This is a genomic window from Cryobacterium sp. MDB1-18-1 (genome assembly GCF_004402735.1).
In the GTDB taxonomy this organism is placed as follows: domain Bacteria; phylum Actinomycetota; class Actinomycetes; order Actinomycetales; family Microbacteriaceae; genus Cryobacterium; species Cryobacterium glucosi.
In genome coordinates, this window is the sequence record NZ_SOFR01000001.1 from 56,726 (window position 1) to 76,807 (window position 20,082).

The 20,082-nt window shown below is 68.6% G+C and carries 15 protein-coding genes; 4 read left to right on the plus strand and 11 right to left on the minus strand.

Going from position 1 to position 20,082, the window contains the following annotated elements:
• Positions 1–21: 21 nt before the first annotated feature.
• Positions 22–1,980 (plus strand): Stk1 family PASTA domain-containing Ser/Thr kinase, encoded by a 1,959-nt coding sequence (gene pknB / locus E3O50_RS00260; RefSeq protein ID WP_134558346.1) that lies wholly within the window; start codon positions 22–24, stop codon positions 1,978–1,980.
• A 229-nt stretch (positions 1,981–2,209) separates the two neighbouring features.
• Here pknB and E3O50_RS00265 read toward each other — a convergent pair whose 3' ends face one another.
• The 3 genes from E3O50_RS00265 to E3O50_RS00275 form a co-directional block, all read right to left on the minus strand.
• Positions 2,210–3,538, minus strand: coding sequence for a 3-deoxy-7-phosphoheptulonate synthase class II (locus E3O50_RS00265; RefSeq protein ID WP_134446134.1), 1,329 nt, complete (start codon positions 3,536–3,538; stop codon positions 2,210–2,212).
• 126 nt (positions 3,539–3,664) lie between these two features.
• On the minus strand, positions 3,665–4,354 hold the full coding sequence (locus E3O50_RS00270) for a lysophospholipid acyltransferase family protein (protein WP_134558345.1): 690 nt from the start codon (positions 4,352–4,354) through the stop codon (positions 3,665–3,667).
• A gap of 30 nt (positions 4,355–4,384) precedes the next feature.
• Complete coding sequence (locus E3O50_RS00275) at positions 4,385–5,332, minus strand: ROK family glucokinase (RefSeq protein ID WP_134446108.1); 948 nt, start codon at positions 5,330–5,332, stop codon at positions 4,385–4,387.
• 168 nt (positions 5,333–5,500) lie between these two features.
• On the opposite strand from E3O50_RS00275, the gene E3O50_RS00280 reads away from it, so the two are divergent.
• Positions 5,501–7,336, plus strand: a complete 1,836-nt coding sequence (locus E3O50_RS00280) for an AMP-dependent synthetase/ligase (RefSeq protein WP_134558344.1) — start codon at positions 5,501–5,503, stop codon at positions 7,334–7,336.
• A 7-nt stretch (positions 7,337–7,343) separates the two neighbouring features.
• Here the strand turns inward: E3O50_RS00280 and def are convergent, their stop codons facing one another.
• From def to E3O50_RS00295, 3 genes are all read right to left on the minus strand, one after another.
• Positions 7,344–7,835, minus strand: a complete 492-nt coding sequence (gene def, locus E3O50_RS00285) for a peptide deformylase (RefSeq protein WP_134558343.1) — start codon at positions 7,833–7,835, stop codon at positions 7,344–7,346.
• A 51-nt stretch (positions 7,836–7,886) separates the two neighbouring features.
• Positions 7,887–9,245: a MinD/ParA family protein gene (locus E3O50_RS00290; RefSeq protein WP_241975248.1), complete on the minus strand. Its 1,359-nt coding sequence runs from the start codon at positions 9,243–9,245 to the stop codon at positions 7,887–7,889.
• An 89-nt stretch (positions 9,246–9,334) separates the two neighbouring features.
• The gene (locus tag E3O50_RS00295; RefSeq protein WP_134558342.1) at positions 9,335–12,739 is read right to left on the minus strand and encodes a pyruvate carboxylase; all 3,405 of its coding nucleotides are present in this window, start codon (positions 12,737–12,739) and stop codon (positions 9,335–9,337) included.
• 77 nt (positions 12,740–12,816) lie between these two features.
• Between E3O50_RS00295 and E3O50_RS00300 the strand changes: the two genes are divergently transcribed.
• Positions 12,817–13,623, plus strand: a complete 807-nt coding sequence (locus tag E3O50_RS00300; protein WP_134446112.1) for a ParA family protein — start codon at positions 12,817–12,819, stop codon at positions 13,621–13,623.
• A gap of 201 nt (positions 13,624–13,824) precedes the next feature.
• On the opposite strand, the gene E3O50_RS00305 is transcribed toward E3O50_RS00300, so the two are convergent.
• The 5 genes from E3O50_RS00305 to E3O50_RS00325 form a co-directional block, all read right to left on the minus strand.
• Positions 13,825–14,376, minus strand: coding sequence for a MerR family transcriptional regulator (locus E3O50_RS00305; RefSeq protein WP_134446113.1), 552 nt, complete (start codon positions 14,374–14,376; stop codon positions 13,825–13,827).
• A gap of 190 nt (positions 14,377–14,566) precedes the next feature.
• On the minus strand, positions 14,567–15,265 hold the full coding sequence (locus E3O50_RS00310; protein WP_134558341.1) for a MerR family transcriptional regulator: 699 nt from the start codon (positions 15,263–15,265) through the stop codon (positions 14,567–14,569).
• The gene (locus tag E3O50_RS00315) at positions 15,265–15,678 is read right to left on the minus strand and encodes an FHA domain-containing protein (protein ID WP_134446136.1); all 414 of its coding nucleotides are present in this window, start codon (positions 15,676–15,678) and stop codon (positions 15,265–15,267) included. The genes E3O50_RS00310 and E3O50_RS00315 overlap by 1 nt, the downstream gene beginning before the upstream one ends.
• A gap of 86 nt (positions 15,679–15,764) precedes the next feature.
• Positions 15,765–16,382 carry a CDP-alcohol phosphatidyltransferase family protein gene (locus E3O50_RS00320; protein WP_134558340.1) on the minus strand — a complete coding sequence of 206 codons (618 nt, stop codon included), beginning with the start codon at positions 16,380–16,382 and terminating at the stop codon, positions 15,765–15,767.
• Positions 16,383–16,410: 28 nt separating this feature from the next.
• The gene (locus tag E3O50_RS00325; RefSeq protein ID WP_134558339.1) at positions 16,411–17,274 is read right to left on the minus strand and encodes a Ku protein; all 864 of its coding nucleotides are present in this window, start codon (positions 17,272–17,274) and stop codon (positions 16,411–16,413) included.
• A gap of 114 nt (positions 17,275–17,388) precedes the next feature.
• Here E3O50_RS00325 and E3O50_RS00330 point away from each other — a divergent pair, with 114 nt between their 5' ends.
• Positions 17,389–20,031: an ATP-dependent DNA ligase gene (locus E3O50_RS00330; protein ID WP_134558338.1), complete on the plus strand. Its 2,643-nt coding sequence runs from the start codon at positions 17,389–17,391 to the stop codon at positions 20,029–20,031.
• Positions 20,032–20,082: the final 51 nt, after the last annotated feature.

Below are 20,082 nucleotides of genomic sequence, written 5' to 3' on the forward strand. Positions count from 1 at the left end.
GCTTCTCCCTAGACTCGACTGGTGAGCGATAGTCCTGCCGATCCGATGATCGGCCGTCTGATAGACGGCCGATATCAGGTGCGCTCTCGCATCGCCCGGGGCGGAATGGCGACCGTTTACCTCGCCACCGACCTGCGCCTCGAGCGCCGGGTGGCGCTCAAGGTGATGCACGGCCACCTTGCCGACGACAATGCCTTCAAGGCGCGGTTCGTCCAGGAGGCCCGTTCGGCTGCGCGCCTCGCCCACCCGAACGTCGTCAACGTCTACGACCAGGGCCAGGACGCCGACATGGCGTACCTCGTGATGGAGTACCTGCCGGGCATCACGCTGCGCGACCTGCTCAAGGACTACGGGCGCCTCACGAGCGAACAGACCATCGACATCCTCGAGGCGGTGCTGTCCGGCCTCGCCGCAGCGCACAAGGCCGGCATCGTGCACCGCGACCTGAAACCCGAGAACGTGCTGCTCGCCGATGACGGGCGGATCAAGATCGGCGACTTCGGGCTCGCCCGCGCCGCCAACAACAACACCGCAACCGGGCAGGCGCTGCTCGGCACGATCGCCTACCTCTCCCCCGAGCTCGTCACGCGCGGTATCGCCGATGCGCGCAGCGACATCTACGCCCTCGGGATCATGACCTACGAGATGCTCACCGGCGAACAGCCGTACGTCGGCGAGGCTCCGATGCAGATCGCATACCAGCACGCCAATGACACGGTGCCGATGCCGAGCCTGCGCGTCATGACCGTCCCGCACGAACTCGACGAGCTCGTGAGCTGGGCGACCGCCAGGGACCCCGAGCAGCGCCCCCGGGACGCGAAGGTCATGCTCGACCAGCTCCTCGACGTCGAGAAGCAGATGCGCCCCTTCGACGGCGAAACCGGAGTGCAGCAGACCCTGCTGATGCCGAGCGGTGCGGCGGCCGCCCAGGCCGATGCCGATGCCGACACCATGATCTTCGGCGCCGCGGCGCAGGCGCAGGCCCCCGGTGCGACGACCGTGCTGCCCGCGCCCGTCGTGAAGCCGCCGAAGGACGCGGAACTCCTCAGCACGAAGACCCGACGCCGCAAGGTACGCGGGTACTGGCTCTTCGCGCTCGTTCTCCTGCTCGCCGGCCTCGGCACGGGCACCGGCTGGTACTTCGGCAGCGGCCCCGGGTCACAGGTCGAGGTGCCGTCACTCGTCTCCGTCGCCCCGGACGCCGCCGCCGCCCAGCTCGCCGAACTCGGACTCCAGTCCGCTCTCGCGCAGCAATACAGCGGAACCATTGCGGCAGGACTGGTCGCGAGCACCGACCCCGGCGAAGGCGGCCACGTGAAGAAGGGCAACGCGGTCACGCTCTACGTCTCGCAGGGGCCGCAGCCGATCACGCTTCCCCCGCTCGCCGGCCTCACCACGGATGCCGCGTCCTCCGCTGTCACGGGGCTGAACGCCGCGATCGGCACGGTGGACCAGGTCTTCTCCGGCGAGGTCGCCGCCGGCATCGTCATGTCGGCGACCCGGGAGAGCGATGGCACCGAGGTCTCCCAGGGCGGCCCGTACTTCGAAGGCATGAAGGTCAACCTCGTCGCCTCGCTCGGCTCGGTGCCGAACGTCTCCGGCAAGTCGGTGAACACGGCGACGTCGCTGTTGAAGGACAAGGGCCTGCTCGCCACCACCGGCGACTCCGTCTACAGCGACACGATCGACGAGGGAGACGTGGTCAGCGCCGCTCCCCAGAAGGACGGCCCGGTCCGCGCCGGAGACACCTACGTGCTCACGACGTCGAAGGGCCCCGCGCCGATCCCGATTCCGGATGTCGTCGGCAAGAACTGGACCGACGCCAAGAAGATACTCGAGGCAGCGGGCCTCACGCTCGACTACAACCTCTTTGCGGATACGCCGGGGGCCGGCTCCTTCTTCATCGTGACGAAGACGGACCCAGCTGCGGGAACGCTCGTTCCGCCAAAGTCAAAGGTCAAGATCAGCTTCTCCGCCTGATTCGCGCGCCGTGTGTCCATCACCATGCGTCCGCTCGATGCAACCGTCGCGCCAGATGCGCTGTTCCGCTGCCGGCATGCCTGGCGCGCAGCGGCGCGGCGGGCGCGCGTCCCTGTTCCGGGAGCGCGGCATCCGCTCAGACCTCGAGAGGCGCCGGATGCGCCGAGTGCCGCCGCCCTGCCGGGTGATCTCGGCGGGAACGGCGGCACTCTGGCGGGATGCCTGCGGGTCAGCGGGCTGCGAGCTCCTCGGCGACGAGGAAGGCGAGCTCGAGGGACTGCATGTGGTTGAGCCGCGGGTCGCAGAGCGATTCGTAGCGGGTCGCGAGGTCGGCCTCGTCGATGTGCTCCGAGCCGCCGAGGCACTCGGTGACGTCGTCGCCGGTGAGCTCGACGTGCACGCCGCCCGGGTGGGTTCCGACCGCGCGGTGGGCCTCGAAGAAGCCGCGGACCTCGTCGACGACGTCGTCGAAACGACGCGTCTTGTACCCGGTCGGCGTGGTCACGCCGTTGCCGTGCATCGGGTCCGTGATCCAGAGCGGCTTGGCCTCGCTCGCCTTGATCGCCTCGAGGAGCGGCGGGAGCGCGTCGCGCACCTTGCCTGCTCCCATCCGGGTGATGAAGGTGAGGCGGCCGGGCTCGCGGTTCGGGTCGAGCTTGTCGACGAGGCGCAGCATGTCGTCTGCCGAGGTGCTCGGGCCGAGCTTGACCCCGATCGGGTTCCGCACCCGGGACAGGAAGTCGACGTGGGCGCCGTCGAGGTCGCGGGTGCGCTCACCGATCCAGATGAAGTGCGCTGAGGTGTTGTACGGGGTTCCGGTGCGGGAGTCGATCCGCGTCATCGGGCGCTCGTAGTCCATCAGCAGGCCCTCGTGGCTCGTGTAGAACTCGGTGCGACGCATCGCCTCGAAGTCAGCACCGCACGCGATCATGAACTTGATGGCCCGGTCGATCTCCTTGGCCACCTTCTCGTAGCGCTGGTTCGCGGGGTTCGCGGCGAAGCCCTGGTTCCAGCTGTGCACCTGGCGCAGGTCGGCGAAACCGCCCTGGGTGAACGCACGGATCAGGTTGAGCGTCGACGCGGCCGTGTGGTACCCCTTGACCAGTCGGGCAGGGTCTGCCTCGCGGGATTCGGGGGTGAAGTCGTAGCCGTTGACGATGTCGCCGCGGTAGGCAGGCAGGGTGACGCCGCCGCGGGTCTCGAAGTCGCTCGAGCGCGGCTTCGCGAACTGGCCGGCCATCCGGCCCATCTTGATCACGGGCATCGAGGCGCCGTAGGTGAGCACGACGGCCATCTGCAGCACGGTCTTGACCCGGTTCCGGATCTGCTCGGCGGTCGCACCGCTGAAGGTCTCCGCGCAGTCGCCGCCCTGGAGCAGGAACGCGTGCCCTGCGGCGGCCTGGGCGAGCCGGTCGCGCAGGATGTCGACCTCGCCGGCGAAGACCAGGGGCGGCTGCGTCGACAGTTCGGCGGATGCCGCTGCGACGGCGCCTGCGTCCGGCCACGTCGGCTGCTGCTTGATGGGAAGAGTGCGCCAATAGTCCAGACCGGCGATCACAGCTTCATCGGCCACAACGACGGGTTCGGTAGTGTCTACCACAGGACTATCTCTGTTTTCTCTTGGTTGGCGCGCGGAGTGCGCGCCAGGGGACTGGCTGGAAGAGCCGGGAAGGGATACGCGATCTTATCGCGAAAGACTGGCGCGCTTTTCTTTCACGCTCGTGGCGTACACGTCGACGTACTCCTGCTTGCTGAGGGCCTGGAGCTCGTACATCAGCTCGTCGGTCACGCTGCGGAGCACGAACCTGTCCCCCTCCAGCCCCTCGAAGCGGCTGAAGTCGAGGGGTTTTCCGATCACGATCCCGATCCGGCGGATCTTCGGGATCCTCGTGCCGGTCGGCATGGCCTTCTCGGTGTCGATCATCGCGACGGGAACGACGGGCACCCCGGCCTCGAGGAGCATCCGGGCCACCCCGGTGCGGCCGCGGTACATCTTCGCGTCGGGGCTGCGGGTGCCCTCCGGGTAGATGCCGAGCACGCCGCCGCCGGAGAGGACCCGCAGGCCCGTGTTGAGCGAGTCCTCGGAGGCCTTGCCGCCCGAGCGGTCGATGGGGAGCTGACCGGTCGCCTTGAAGAACTGCTTCGTCGCCCAGCCCTTGAGCCCGGTTCCGGTGAAGTATTCGCTCTTGGCGAGGAAGATCACCCGGCGCGGCACCACGAGCGGCAGGAACACCGAGTCGATGAACGAGAGGTGATTGCTCGCGAGGATGACTCCCCCTGTCCTGGGAATGTTCTCGAGGCCCACCACCCACGGCCGGAAGAGCCCAAGTAGGAGGGGTCCGACGACAATGTTTTTCATGATCCAGTAGAACATCGGTCGCTCTCTTCTTGGGTCGGGCACAGCCTAGATCGGGAAGACGTGCTTCCGCGCCAGGTCTGCAGCGCCGACAACTCCGGCATCGTTGACGAGTTGGGCAATCGCGAATTCCGCTTCGGGATGGTAGCCCCGTGCCGGAAGGTTTTCGAGGTACGCGGTGCGAATCGGTTCGAGGAGCAGCTCGCCGGCGTCGGCGACTCCCCCGCCGAAGACGAAGATCTGCGGGTCGAGCACGGCCGCGAGCGAGGCGCAGGCCTGGCCGAGCGCGTCGCCGAGCTGGCGGAGGGCCGCGAGTGCCCCCGGGTCGCCGTCCTGGATCAGGCGGCCGACGTCCTTGCCGCTGAGCTTGCCCTTGCGGTCACGGGCGGATGCGAGGCCGAGGCCGATACCGCCGGCATCCGCAAGGGAGTTGGCGATGCGGAGCAGGGCCCTGCCGGAGCCGTACTGCTCGATGCAGCCCTGGGCACCGCAGCCGCACGGCAGGCCGTCCGGGACGATGCGCACGTGGCCGAGCTCTGCGCCGCAGCCGAAGCCGCCGCGGAACAGGCGGTCGTTGGAAACGATCGCGCCGCCGACACCGGTGCCGATGGTCAGCGTGACCATGTCGCTGTAGACCTGGCCGGCACCGAAACAGAATTCGGCCCAACCGGCCGCGTTCGCGTCGTTCTCGATCAGGATCGGGAGGTTGAGCCGCTCCTCGAGGGTCGCCCGGAGCGGTTCGTTGCGCCAGTTGATGTTGGGGGCGTAGTACACCGTGGACTGTGCGGAGTCGATGAAGCCGGCAGCAGCCACGCCGGCCGCGATGACGTCCTCTCCGACGGCGAGTTTCTGGATCATCTCGACGACGGCGTCTTCGATGGCGCGCGGGTCCCCCGCCGTTGTGGGCGTGCGCTCGGAACGGAGAATGGTGCCGAACTCGTCGACCAGGGCTCCAGCAATCTTCGTGCCGCCGATGTCGATTCCAATGGCGTGCACAGCCGGCCTCTTTCGTAGATAGTCTCGGGCATCTGCCCAGCTCAGCACACACTTATGCTGAGGCGTCCCTCTAGAGGGTACTGAGCCGCGGCGCTGCGAGTCGAAACGACTGCTCCGCATTCCGCCCGGCTAGAGTGTGCACATCCGCCCGGTACCAGAGGAGTTGCCGTGAAACAGTTCGATATGCCCGCAGTCGTCCCTGCCGATCCAGGGGCGAACATCACCGACCTCCTCGCAGATCGCCTCGCCGCGACCCCGGATTCCGTGCTTTTCTCGGTTCCCCGCGGTGCCGGCTGGGCTCCCGTGACCACATCCGAATTCCACCGTCAGGTCGTTGGCCTCGCCAAGGGGCTCGTCGCAGCAGGCATCGAACCCGGCGACAAAATCGGCCTGATGTGCAAGACGCGCTACGAGTGGACCCTGATCGACTTCGCGACCTGGTACGCCGGCGCCGTCCTGGTCCCGGTCTACGAGACCAGCTCTCCCACCCAGATGCAGTGGATCCTCGGCGACTCCGGCGCCGCCGCCGTGATCCTCGAGACCGCCGACCACTTCGCCAAGTTCGACGAGGTGCACCCCGACCTCCCGAACATCGGAACCGTCTGGCAGATCGACCTCGGCGACCTCGCGAAGATCGTCGCCGGAGGTGTCAACATTCCGGATGCCGAGATCGAGCGCCGCCGCCACCTCGCGACCGGCGCCGACATCGCGACCCTGATCTACACCGCAGGGACCACGGGACGGCCGAAGGGGTGCGTGCTCACGCACTCGAACTTCGTCGAGACCTCCCGGAACGCGGGCGTCGCCCTCTCGGACGTCCTCACCCACGAGGACGGCGCATCCACCCTGCTGTTCATCACGACCGCGCACGTCTTCGCCCGGTTCATCGCCGTACTGTGCGTGCACGGGAACGTGCGGGTCGGACACCAGCCGGACACCCGGCAGTTGCTGCCTGCGCTCGCGACCTTCAAGCCGACGTTCCTTCTCGCGGTTCCGCGGGTGTTCGAGAAGGTCTACAATTCGGCGGAGCAGAAGGCAGAGGCCGCCGGTCGCGGCAAGATCTTCGAGGCGGCCGCGCACCTCGCCGTCAAGCACTCCAAGGCCCTCGCCGAGGGAACCCCGGTGAGCCTCTCGATGAAGATCCGGTTCGCGATCTTCGACCGTCTCGTCTACAGCAAGCTCCGCACGGCCATGGGCGGGAAGGTGCGCTACGCCGTCTCCGGCTCCGCTCCCCTCGGCGAGTTCCTCGGCCACTTCTACCACAGCCTCGGCATCAAGATCCTCGAGGGCTACGGGCTCACCGAGACCACTGCCCCTGCGACGGTCGGCCGCACAGACCAGTTCAAGGTCGGTACCGTCGGACCTCCCATCCCCGGCGTCTCGATCCGCATCATGGACGACGGCGAGATCGAGGTGAAGGGCGTCAACGTCTTCAAGGAGTACTGGCACAACCCGGAGGCGACCCAGGCCGCCTTCGACGACGGCTGGTTCCGCACGGGCGACATCGGCGACTTCGACGCGGACGGCTTCGTCACCATCACGGCACGCAAGAAGGAGATCATCGTCACGGCGGGCGGCAAGAACGTCGCCCCTGCCGCGCTCGAGGACCCGATCCGCTCCAACCCCCTCGTCGGCCAGGTCATCGTCGTCGGGGACCGCAAGCCCTTCATCGCTGCGCTCGTCACACTCGACCCCGACATGCTCGCGGTCTGGCTGCACAACAACGGCGAGGATGCCTCGATGTCACTTGCCGAGGCGGCCGTCAATCCTGCGGTGCTCGCCGAGGTGCAGCGTGCCATCGACCACGCCAACTCCCACGTGTCGCGTGCGGAGTCGATCCGCAAGTTCGTGATCCTCACCGTCGAGCTCACCGAGGACAACGGCTATCTCACGCCGAAGCTCAGCATCAAGCGCGACGTGATCATGCGGGACTTCTCCGCGACCATCGAGGGCATGTACCAGGGCGTGCCCGTCGTCACCGAGCAGAACCCGGTCGTGCGCTGACCGTCGGTCAGAACCAGTCCGACTCGCGGATCTCCTTCATGGCCGCCCGGCGGTTCTCCTTGTCGAGCTTGTCGATGTAGAGGAAACCGTCGAGGTGGTCGGTCTCGTGCTGCAGGGCCTGGGCCATCAGCCCGTCGCCGGCGAGTTCGACGGGCTCGCCGGCGAGGTCGGTTCCGGTGACCCTCGCGAACGGGTACCGCTTGGTGGGGTACCACAGGCCGGGAACGGACAGGCAGCCCTCTTCGACGAGGGCGGGCTCGCCGGATACCTCGACGACGACGGGGTTCAGGATGTACCCGATCACGCCATCGACGTTGTAACTGAACGCGCGCAGGCTGACGCCGATCTGGGCAGCGGCGACGCCGGCGCGGCCGGGCAGGCGCACGCTGTCGAGGAGATCGACGACGAGCCGGGTGACCCGGTCGTCGATGATCTCGATCGGCGCGGACACGGTCTTCAAAACGGGATCTCCGAAGAGACGGATCTGGCGCTCAGGCACAGGAATACTCCAAGTCAGTTGGTACGGGCACGTCGGTTGACCGGGTGCGCTTCACGCGCCGCGGTGGGCGGGAAGGCCCTCGACCACGAGAGCGGCGAGGGTGCGGGCGGCAAGCCGGGTGATCGGTTTCAGGTCCTCCCACGAGATCACGCTCCCCGCCGCCAGTTGCGGGTCGTAGGGGATACGCACGATCTCGCGGACCCTCGACCGGAAGTGCGACTCGATCTCCTCGAGTTTCACGAGGTTGGTGCCCTGGGTAGCGGTGTTGAGCGCGACGATCGAGTTGCGGACGAGGTCGCCGTAGCCGTTGGCGTCGAGCCAGGTCAGGGTCTCAGAGGCGAGCCTGGCTTCGTCGACGCTGCCTCCGGAGACGACCACGATCGAGTCAGCACGCTGCAGGGTCGCCCGCATCACGGAGTGCACGATCCCGGTGCCGCAATCGGTGAGCATGATCGAGTAGTACCGGGCCGCGAGGTCTGCCACCACGTTGTAGTCGTCCTCGTCGAACGCTTCGGACAGGAGCGGGTCTGTGTCGGAGGCGAGGATGTCGAGCCGGGTCGCGTCGCGGGAGACGAGGGTGGAGAAGTCGGTGAAGCCACCGATGGACGCGGCCTTCGTGACGACGTCGCGCACGGTCGACCTCGTCTGCTTGCTGACCCGTTCGGAGAGGGTGCCGCGGTCGGGGTTGGCGTCGACGGCGATGATGCGGTCTTCGCGTGCGTCGGCGAGGGCCATGCCGAGCAGGGCCGTGACCGTGGTCTTGCCGACACCGCCCTTGCGGGTGAGGATCGGCACGAACCGGGTGCCGCCGTCGAACTCCTTGCGGATCAGGGCGTCCATGTCCTTGTGGGCGCGGACCTTCGCCGAATCGCCGAGGTTGACGAGGTGCAGCGTCGCGGCGTAGACGAAGGCGTTCCAGCCTCCATGGGGCGGCGGCTGGGTGCGGCGATTGACCGCGAGCAGGCGTTCCGACGTGAGCATGGCCGCCGATTCCGGGACGGTGCCGCCATCGGGGCGCAGGCGCTCCCTGCGGGACTGCGCCCCGGCATCCGCCGGACCGGTCTGCGCAGGGCCGGAGAGGGACTGCACGGCCCCTGCTGCGGCGGCGCCGAGGCGCTCACCCCGGTCGGCGCGGTCGTTCCGGGTCACGCGGTCGCCGGCCGGGACCCGGATGCCCGGCCCGGTGTTGATCTCGATGGTGTGCGTCGCGGGGCGGCCAGCATCGCCCCCGGGCCCGGTACTCCCGAGCGCCGGCGACGCGAGGGGTGCGGCCGCGAGCCCTGCCGGCAGCGCCGCGGCGAGGTTGTCGATCGTGTGCGGCGGCAGCTCGCTGTTGTACTCGTCACCGGGCTGCGCGTCTCCGCCGCCCGTCGAAGAGATTCCGGTATCCGTGCGCTTTTCCGGCACCACAGTCCGTCCCTTCGTCGTGAAAATATCGGCCCGGCCTGGGCCCCCGGCCGGCCGGCGCCACGGTGGGCGACGGCCGATCGACCTTCAGCCTAGCGCGGGCGCACCACCACGAGGAGGTCGCCGGCGTCCACCTGCTGCGTCTTCGGGATCGCCACCCGCTCGACGACACCGGCGATCGGGGAGGTGATGGCCGCCTCCATTTTCATGGCTTCGATGGATGCGACGGTCTGGCCGGCCTCGACGATCGCGCCTTCCTCGACCTGCAGGGTGACCACCCCGGAGAAGGGAGCCGCGACCTGGCCCGGCCGGTTCGCATCCGCTTTCTCGGCGGCCTTGGTGCTCACGGTGATGCCGCGGTCGCGCACGAACACGGGGCGCAGCTGGCCGTTGAGCGTGGTCATGACGGTGCGCATGCCCTTGTCGTCCGCCTCGCCGATCGCCTCGAGTCCGACGTAGAGGCGAACGCCCTTGTCGATCTCGACCGAGTGTTCGATACCCTGCTGCAGCCCGTTGAGGTAGTCGACGGTGTCGACGACGGAGAGGTCGCCGAACAGCTCGCGGATCTGCTCGAACTGGCGGGTCGGTCCGGGGAAGAGCAGCTGGTTGAGCATCGAGCGACGGGTCAGGCTGTCGCCGTCGAGCGCCTCGCGCTCGGGTGCTGTCAGCTCGGTGATGCCGATGTGGATGCTGCGACCGGCGAGCACCTTGCTGCGGAAGGGCTCCGGCCAGCCGCCGGGCAGGTCGCCCAGTTCGCCGGCCATGAAGCCGATCACCGAGTCTGGCACGTCGTAGTTGCCCGGGTTCGCGGCGAAGTCCTCCGGATCGGCGCGGACGGCGGCGAGGTAGAGGGCGAGGTCGCCGACGACCTTGGACGAGGGCGTGACCTTGGGAACGCGGCCGAGGATCTGGTTCGCGGCGGCGTACATGTCCTCGATGAGCTCGAAGTCGTCGGCGAGGCCGAGTGCGACGGCCTGGGTGCGGAGGTTGGAGAGCTGGCCACCGGGGATCTCGTGGCTGTAGACCCGCCCGGTCGGGGCCCGGAGTCCCGATTCGAAGGGGTGGTAGACGCGGCGCACGTCTTCCCAGTACGGTTCGAGGTCGCAGACGGCCTTGAGCGAGATGCCGGTGTCGCGTTCGGTGTGCGCGAGCGCGGCGACGAGCGAGGACGCAGAAGGCTGGCTCGTGGTGCCGGCCATCGGTGCGCTCGCGACGTCGACAGCGTCGGCGCCCGCGCGCGCGGCGGCGAGCAGGGTCGCGAGCTGGCCGCCGGGAGTGTCGTGGGTGTGGACGTGCACCGGGAGCGCGAAGCGTTCGCGAAGCGCTCCGACGAGCTTCTCCGCGGCCGCCGGGCGAAGCAGCCCGGCCATGTCCTTGATCGCAATGATGTGCGCGCCGGTGTCGACGATCTGCTCCGCGAGGCGCAGGTAGTAGTCGAGCGTGTAGAGGTCCTCCGCGGGGTCGAGCAGGTCGCCCGTGTAGCAGAGTGCGACCTCGGCGATGCTCGTTCCGGTGCCGAGGACGGCATCGATCGCCGGGCGCATCTGCGAGACGTCGTTGAGGGCGTCGAAGATCCGGAAGATGTCGACGCCCGTGTCGGACGCTTCCCGCACGAAGGCGTCGGTGACCTCGGTCGGGTACGGCGTGTATCCGACCGTGTTCCGGCCGCGGAGCAGCATCTGCACGTTGATGTTCGGGAGCGCGGCCCGCAGGGCGGCGAGCCGTTCCCACGGGTCCTCGCCGAGGAAACGGAGCGCGACGTCGTAGGTCGCGCCGCCCCAGGCCTCGATCGAGAGGAGCTCCGGCGTCATCCGGGCGACGTACGGCGCGACGGCGACGAGGTCCCTCGTGCGCACGCGGGTCGCCAGGAGCGACTGGTGGGCGTCGCGGAACGTGGTGTCCGTCACGGCGAGTGCGGTCTGGGCGCGGAGTTCCGCGGCGAAACCGGCCGGGCCGAGCAGCTGCAGCCGCTGGCGGGAGCCCGCGGGGGCCGGGACGCTGAGGTCGAGCTTCGGAAGCTTCTCTGCCGGGTTCAGCAGGGTGATCGGGACCCCGTTCGGCTTGTTGACGGTGACGTCGGCGAGCCAGTTCAGGATCTTCGTTCCACGGTCCTTCGAGACGCGGGCGCGGAGCAGGTCTGGCCGTTCGTCGATGAAGGAGGTGCTGAGGTCGCCGGCCGCGAAGCCCGGGTCTTCCAGGACGGCCTGGAGGAAGGCGACGTTCGTGGAGACGCCGCGGATGCGGAACTCGGCGAGTGCCCGCTTGGAGCGCGTGACGGCTGCGGTGAAGTCGCGACCGCGGCAGGTGAGCTTCGCGAGCATCGAGTCGAAGTGCGGGCTGATCTGCGCGCCCGGGTTGATGGTTCCACCGTCGAGGCGGATGCCTGCCCCGCCGGGTGAGCGATACGTCGTGATCTTCCCGGTGTCCGGCCGGAACCCCATCGTGGGGTCCTCGGTGGTGATGCGGCACTGGAGCGCGGCGCCGCGCAGGTGGATCTGGTCCTGGAGGAGCCCGAGTTCGGCGAGGGTCTCCCCCGCGGCGATGCGGATCTGGGCGACGACGAGGTCGACGTCTGTGACCTCTTCCGTCACGGTGTGCTCGACCTGGATCCGCGGGTTCATCTCGATGAAGACGTGCTGGCCTGCGCGCTCCCCGACGGTGTCGAGCAGGAACTCGACGGTGCCCGCGTTGACGTAACCGATGGAGCGGGCGAAAGCCACGGCATCCGCGTAGAGACGGGTACGGATCTCGTCGCTGAGGTTCGGGGCCGGCGCGATCTCGATGACCTTCTGGTGGCGACGCTGCACGGAGCAGTCCCGCTCGAAGAGGTGCACGGTTTCGCCGGTCGAGTCCGCGAGGATCTGCACTTCGATGTGCCGGGGGCGGAGCACGGCCTGCTCGAGGAACATGGTCGAGTCGCCGAAGGCGCTGTTGGCCTCGCGCATGGCCTCCTCGAGGGAACCGCGCAGGTCCTCCATGCTCGCGACGCGGCGCATGCCGCGGCCGCCGCCGCCGGCGACGGCCTTGGCGAAGATCGGGAAGCCGATGTCGGCAGCTGCGGCGATGAGCTCGTCGAGGTCCTTCGATGGCGCGCTCGACTTGAGCACGGGAACGCCAGCAGCGATCGCGTGCTCCTTGGCGGTGACCTTGTTTCCGGCCATTTCGAGCACGTGCTCGCCGGGGCCGATGAAGGTGATGCCGGCCTCGCGGGCGGCGAGTGCGAGCTCGGGGTTCTCGGAAAGGAAGCCGTAGCCGGGGTAAATGGCGTCGGCGCCGCTCTCGACGGCGACCCGGATGATCTCGCTCACGGTCAGGTATGCCCTGACCGGGTGCCCGGGTTCGCCGATCTGGTACGCCTCGTCCGCCTTCAGGCGATGGAGGGAATTCCGGTCTTCGAACGGATAAACGGCGACGGTTTTCGCGCCGAGTTCATACGCTGCACGAAACGCGCGAATCGCGATTTCTCCGCGGTTGGCAACAAGAATCTTCGTGAACATACAGACCTTTCAGGAGGCGACGGGCACACAGCTGGCGGTTAGGTTCTCTAAGACTAGTGAAGGTAACGTATCTACTTGTGCACGTACTAAGCGTTAGCTCCCTCAAGGGAGGAGTAGGCAAGACCACAGTGACCCTGGGTCTGGCGTCTGCTGCCTTCGCCCGCGGCGTACGGACCCTGGTCGTCGACATCGACCCGCAATCGGACGTGTCGACCGGCATGGACATCGAGGTCGCCGGCCACCTGAACATCGCCGACGTCCTCGCATCCCCCAAGGAAAAGATCGTCCGTGCCGCCATCGTGCCGAGCGGCTGGACCCGCGGCCAGCAGGGCACGATCGACGTCATGATCGGCAGCCCGTCCGCCATCAACTTCGACGGTCCGCACCCGAGCATCCGCGACATCTGGAAGCTCGAAGAAGCCCTGTCGACGGTCGAGAAGGACTACGACCTGGTGCTGATCGACTGCGCGCCCTCCCTCAACGCCCTGACCCGGACCGCGTGGGCGGCGAGCGACCGCGTCGCCGTCGTCACAGAGCCCGGGCTGTTCTCCGTCGCCGCCGCCGACCGCGCACTGCGCGCGATCGAGGAGATCCGCCGCGGACTCAGCCCGCGGCTGCAGCCGCTCGGCATCATCGTGAATCGTGCCAGGATCGCGTCCCTCGAGCACCAGTTCCGGATCAAGGAACTGCGGGACATGTTCGGACCGCTCGTGCTCAGCCCCCAGCTGCCGGAGCGCACGTCGCTGCAGCAGGCGCAGGGCGCCGCGAAGCCGCTGCACACCTGGCCCGGCGACAGCGCGCAGGAGATGGCCCGCTACTTCGACCAGCTGCTCGACCGTATCCTCCGCACCGCACGCATCGGCGAATACGCGGAGCAGCGCTAGGCGGATCCGCCCCCAAACCGGGTCACATTCCCGCGCTGGGTTGCGGACGAAAGACCTTCCCAGGCGGGACGAAGATGCCTTTTCCGCACCTCGATCGCGGGGGCCGCGAGAAAGCGGGTGTCCTTGCGGCGAGCGAGTCCTGCCACCGAGCGCGTCCTGCCAGCGAGCCAGTCCTGATGGCGAGCTCGACCTGCTGGTGGGTTAGGAGACTTTGCGGGCGAGGCGGCGGACGGCGAGTTCGTCGGAAGGGTCGGACGGCTGGGAGTCGAGCTCGACGAGGGTCGTCTCGACCTCGCGCAGGACCTTGCCGACGGCGATTCCGAAGACGCCCTGGCCGCGGCTGACGAGATCGATGACCTCGTCGTTGGACGTGCAGAGATAGACGCTCGCGCCGTCGCTCATGAGCGTCGTCTGGGCGAGGTCGCTGACCCCGGACTCGCGGAGCTGGTTGACGGCCGTGCGGATCTGCTGGAGCGAGATGCCGGTGTCGAGGAGGCGTTTGACGAGCTTGAGGACGAGGATGTCGCGGAAGCCGTAGAGCCGCTGCGTGCCGGAGCCGGTCGCACCGCGCACCGTCGGTTCGACGAGTTCGGTACGGGCCCAGTAGTCCAGCTGGCGGTAGGTGATGCCGGCGGCACGGGCCGCGACGGCGCCCCGGTACCCGGAATTCTCATCGAGGTCCGGCATGCCGTCTGTGAACAGGAGTCCGTCACCGTAGCGGGAGGCGTCGTCACGCTTGCTGAGCTCGCTCATACGATGGCCTCTCGGAATGGGGTGCGGCGCGGCCGCAGATGCAACGCTACCGAGGTACTGGACCCAGGCCCGGACATCCGCCCGAACGCGTCGGCGTGTCGTACGACTGCCATCGGTGGGGTTCGCCCGGATCGGATTCGGTCCGGCGGCGCTTCCAGCAGTCTACGACTTCCTGGCGATCCGGCCGAGCTTAACTGGTGAGGCGACCGAGCGCCGAACGGATCAGGCTGCCGCGGATGACTTCGAAATTGCCGGCGATTTCGACGGCCATTTCCGCGGCCTTCGCCCGGCTCGACGCATCCCTGCGTCGGGACAGCGGCACCAGGGCGCTCTCGATCAGCCCCAGTTCCCGTTCTGCCGCGCCGCGGAAGCCGCGCAGGTGCCTCGGTTCGATCCCGCTGTGCTGGAGCTCGACAAGGGCACGCAGGACTCCGAGAGCGTCGTCACCGTACACTTCCGCCGGAAGGATGATCGAGGCGGACACGGCGTCGTGCAGCAGGGCGGCGGATGCCCCGGCCTCGCGGATGAGCTCGTCCCGGCTGAGGCGCCGTTCGGTCGACAGCATCGACGGACCCGGAGTCACTCCCCCGGGCAGCGTCGGCGAGTTGCCGGCGTCGAGGTCGTCGAGGTAGCCCCGGATGACCTTGAGCGGAAGGTACAGGTCGCGCTGCATCGACAGGATCAGGCGGAGCCGGTCGAGGTCGCTCGCGCAGAACTTGCGGTAGCCGGATTCGGTGCGCGCGGGAGAGACGAGGCGCTGCTCCTCGAGGAAGCGCAGCTTCGACGGGGTGAGGTCGGGAAAATCCGGGGTCAGGCGAGCGAGCACCTGTCCGATGCTCAACAGCGACGTCGCACCCGGCTGCCTGGCCTGGGCGGAGGACGCTGCCACTACTCGCTCGCCTGTGGCGCCAGATCGAGTCGCGAGGCGTAGAACGTGAGCCGGAACTTGCCGACCTGGACTTCATCCCTGTCGTGGAGCGCTGCGGTTTCGATGCGCACTCCCTCGAAATAGGTGCCGTTCAAGGAGACGAGGTCCTTGACCTCGAACGAGGTTCCGTGGCGGAGGAACTCGGCGTGCCGACGGGACACGGTCACGTCGTCGAGGAAGATGTCCGCGTGCGGGTGCCGGCCGACGGTCGTCACATCGGCATCGAGCAGGAACCGGGCGCCCGAGTTCGGACCGCGGCGAACGACGAGGAGAGCCGACCCGGAGGGAAGGGCCGAGATCGCTTCCTGTTCTTCTGCCGTCACGTCGTTGTCGACGGCCGCGAGCTGGGCTGCGAAGCCCTGGCTGAACGTCATCGTCGTGTCGGTGCCGGAATATTCTTCGGGCGCGGCCTTACGCTGGCTCTCATCTGGCTTTTTGGAATCAATCACCGGTACACCTCCTACCCCCCAATCGTATCCGATCGAATGGGCGGTATGGCCCGCGGAATCCGAATCACCCTGGCCGTCTCGAAAGCGTAGATGATTCCGGCCCACCAATACAGGAATGCCCCCCAGATTCCGAAGGCCCCGCCGATCGGAAGGGACCACCAGCCGAGCATCGGGAAAGCCTGGCCGAGCATGATCAGCGGCAGCGCATAAAAGAGGCAGAAGGTCGCGGCCTTGCCGAGCAGGTTGACCGGGAGCGGACCGTAGCCGTGGTTCGCAAGGACGATCCCGAGGCCGAGCAGGAAGACGTCCCTGCCGATCACGATGAGGACGATCCACCAGGGCACGAGGTCGCGCCAGGCCAGGCCGAGGAGCGCCGCGAAGATGTAGAGGCGGTCGGCCGCGGGGTCGAGGAGCTGGCCGAGCCGGGTGATCTGGTTGAAGCGCCGCGCGATCACGCCGTCGAGGTAGTCGGTGAGGCTCGCGACGAGGAGCACGAGGAGGGCCCAGGCATCCGCGCCGCGGACGAGCAGGACGAGGAAGACCGGGACGAGGGTGAGCCGGAGGGCGCTCAGCAGGTTGGGCAGGGTCAGAACCCTGGAACTGATGATGGGTACTTCCGCCCCTGCCATTGTGCGAGTCTACCGATGCGCCGACGCTCTACGGAATGCGCCGTTTCGCGGGCCGCGCCGTGTCGTCGCCCTCCGCTGCGGTGCCGCCCTTCCCTCCTCCCCGGCTGCGCTCGACGCTGCGCCGGAGCGCCTCCATCAGGTCGAGGACCTCGCCGCCGCCGGACTCCTCTCCTGTGGCCTCCCCCGCCTCCCCTGCCTCGGCCGCCTCGACGGTCTCTCCGGCCGCGAGTTTGACTTCGATCAGCTCCCTGAGCTGGTCCTGGTAGTCGTCGCGGTAGTCCTGGGGGGTGAAGTCGGAGGCGAAGGACTCGACGAGCGCCGCCGAGAGTTCGAGCTCCTGCCGCGAGATCTTCGTGGATTCGGCCAGGGCGGGGAAGTCGGCCTCCCGCACCTCGTCACTCCAGAGCAGCGCCTGCAGGAGCAGCACGTCACCGCGCACCCGGAGCGCGCCGAGCCGGGTCTTCTGGCGGAGTGCGAAACGCACGATCGCGGTGCGGTCGCTCGCCTCGAGCGCGCGCCGGAGCAGGACATACGCCTTGGGCGATGCGCCGTCCGGTTCCAGGAAGTAGCTCTTCTCGAACAGCATCGGGTCGAGCTGCTCGCTCGGCACGAACTCGACGACGTCGATCTCCCTGCTCTTCTCCGCCGGCAGCCTGCGGAGCTCCTCCTCCGTGAGCACGACCGTGTTCTCGCCGTCGTCGTACGCCTTGTCGATGTGGGCGTAGTCGACGATCCGGCCGCAGCGGGAGCACCGCCGCTGGTAGCGGATGCGTCCGCCGTCGGCGTCGTGGACCTGGTGCAGCGCGGTGTCGTGGTCTTCTGTCGCGCTGTAGACCTTGACGGGCACGTTGACGAGGCCGAAGGTGATGGAGCCTTTCCAGATCGATCTCATGCGAACCAGTAGACACCGCATCCGCCGCCCGTACTAGCCGGACGGGGAGTGCGCGGGCATGCTGGTGGAACGGCATCGGGAGAACCCGGGCGAATCGATCGGAACGGAGGCCGGATGAACGAGGCGACGAGCCAGGTCGTGTCCGTCGACGGTCACCGGATCACTCTCACGCACCTCGACAAGGTGCTCTACCCCGAGACCGGCACCACAAAGGCGGATGTCCTCGGGTACTACGCCGCGATCGCCGAGGTGCTCGTGCCGCACGCCGCGAACCGTGCGGCGACCCGCAAGCGCTGGGTGCACGGGGTCGGCACGGTGGAGAAGCCGGAGAAGATGTTCTTCCAGAAGAACCTCGAGGACTCAGCGCCGAGCTGGGTGCAGCGCCACTCGATCGAGCACACCGACCACACGAACGTGTACCCGCTCGTGAACGACGTCGCGACCCTGACCTGGCTCGGGCAGATGTCGGCGCTCGAGCTCCACGTTCCGCAGTGGCAGTTCGGGCGGGACGGCAGCCGGCGCAACCCCGACCGGCTCGTGCTCGACCTCGACCCCGGTGAGGGCGTCACCCTTCCGGAGTGCGCAGAGGTGGCCAGGCTCGCCCGCGCCATCCTGCGCGATATGGGACTCGACCCGCTCCCGGTCACGAGCGGGAGTAAGGGCATCCACCTGTATGCCGCGCTCGACCTGACCCATACCTCCGACGAGATCTCGCAGGTTGCGCACGAACTCGCCAGAGCACTCGAAGCCGACCACCCCGACCTCGTGGTGAGCGACATGAAGAAGTCGATCAGGGGCGGCAAGGTGCTCGTGGACTGGAGCCAGAACAACGCTGCGAAAACCACGATCACGCCGTATTCCCTGCGCGGCACGTTCCGGCCGATGGTCGCGATGCCGCGCACCTGGCGGGAGCTCGCCGAGCCCGGACTCGCCCAGCTCGACTACAAGCAGGCGCTGAGCCGGGTCGAACACGGCGGCGATCCGCTCGCCGCGCTGCTCGGAGCGCACGGTTCGGGGGCGCGCGAACCGGCCCGGGACGCGGCGCGCGATGCGGGGGCGGATGCCCCCGCGCCTGACCCCGGGGACCGGCTGGCCGTGTATCGCAGCAAACGCTCGGCGGCGCGCACCCCGGAGCCGGTGCCGGAAGCAGGCACCGGGGCCGTGACCGCGAGCCCCGACCGGCAGGGCTTCGTGATCCAGGAACACCACGCCAGGAACCTGCACTACGACTTCCGTCTCGAGCACGAGGGTGTCCTCGCCTCCTGGGCGCTCCCGCGCGGGGTGCCGACGGATCCGGCGAAGAATCACCTCGCCGTGCGCACCGAAGACCATCCCCTCGAGTACGGCGGGTTCGAGGGTGAGATTCCGGCAGGGGAATACGGGGCGGGCACGGTGTCGATCTGGGATCGCGGCCGCTACGACCTCGAGAAATGGCGGGAGGACGAGGTCATCGCGACCCTGCACGGGGAGCCGGGCGGGGGCCTCGAGGGCACGCGGAGGTTCGCACTCATCCGCACGAACGCGCAGGGTCAGGGTTCTCACGACCGCTCTGCCCAGAACTGGCTCATCCACCTGATGAAGCCGAAGGCCGGCGCCAGGGTCCGGCGGGCGGTGGCACCGGCCGCCGCATCCGCTGCTGAATCAGCCGCTGCCGAACCGGACACCGCGACGACATCGGGTCACCCGGGCCCCGAGACCGGTGCGGACTCCGGACGGACTCCCGGAACGGCCCCCGGCGCAGAGACCGGCGGAGTCGCGCCGGGCGGGCGGCCGGATGCGAGCCCGCGGGGGCGGTACACGCCCATGCTTGCGACGCTCGGATCGGCCGCGGACCTGGTCACGGACATCCGGTGGGCCTTCGAACCGAAGTGGGACGGCATTCGCGCGCTCGCCTACCTGTCGACGGTGGGCGCCGAACGGCCGGTGCGGCTCTTCACCCGGGCGGGCAACGAGGTGACGGATGCCTACCCCGAGCTCCTCGCGGCGGTTCCGACCGCTGTCGACACGGCCAGCGCGGTGCTCGACGGGGAGATCGTCGCACTCGACCGTTCCGGCAGGCCGAACTTCGGCCTGCTGCAGAGCCGGATGCACCTGACCCGCCGCACGGTGGCCGCCGCGGCCGCCGCCACCCCGGTGCAGTACCTCGTGTTCGACGTGCTCGAACGCGACGGGGTCGACCTCAGCCGCACGCCGTACTCGGAGCGACGGGCGATCCTCGAGTCGCTCGTCACGGGCGACGGGGCGGTGCAGCTGTCGCCTGACCTGCCCGGCGACGCGCAGGATGCCGTGCGGGTGAGTCGCGAGCTCGGCCTCGAGGGCATCGTCGCGAAGGACGCCGACGGCGGATACGAGGGCGGGCAGCGGTCGCGGTCCTGGATCAAGATCAAGCACCACCGGGCTCAGGAGGTCGTGATCGGCGGCTGGCGCACCGGGAACGGCAACCGGTCGCGGTCGCTCGGTTCGCTGCTCCTCGGGATTCCGTCCGAGGCGGGGCTCGAGTACGTCGGGAGGGTCGGCACCGGTTTCCGCGACAGGGACCTGGTCGTGCTGCGCGGCCGGCTCGACCGGCTCGCGCAGGCGGAGAGCCCGTTCGCTGCGGTGCCGGCGGCCGATGTACGGGACGCGCACTGGGTGCGGCCTGTCCTGGTCGGGGAGGTCGACTTTCTCGAGTGGACCTCGGATGGCCGGTTGCGGCATCCGTCGTGGCGGGGCTGGCGCCCGGACAAGGCCGCGGAGGAGGTCGTGCGGGAGGCCTGAGCCTGCGTCGCGGCGCCCTGCGACATTCGGGTGGGGTCCGTAACGCGCCAG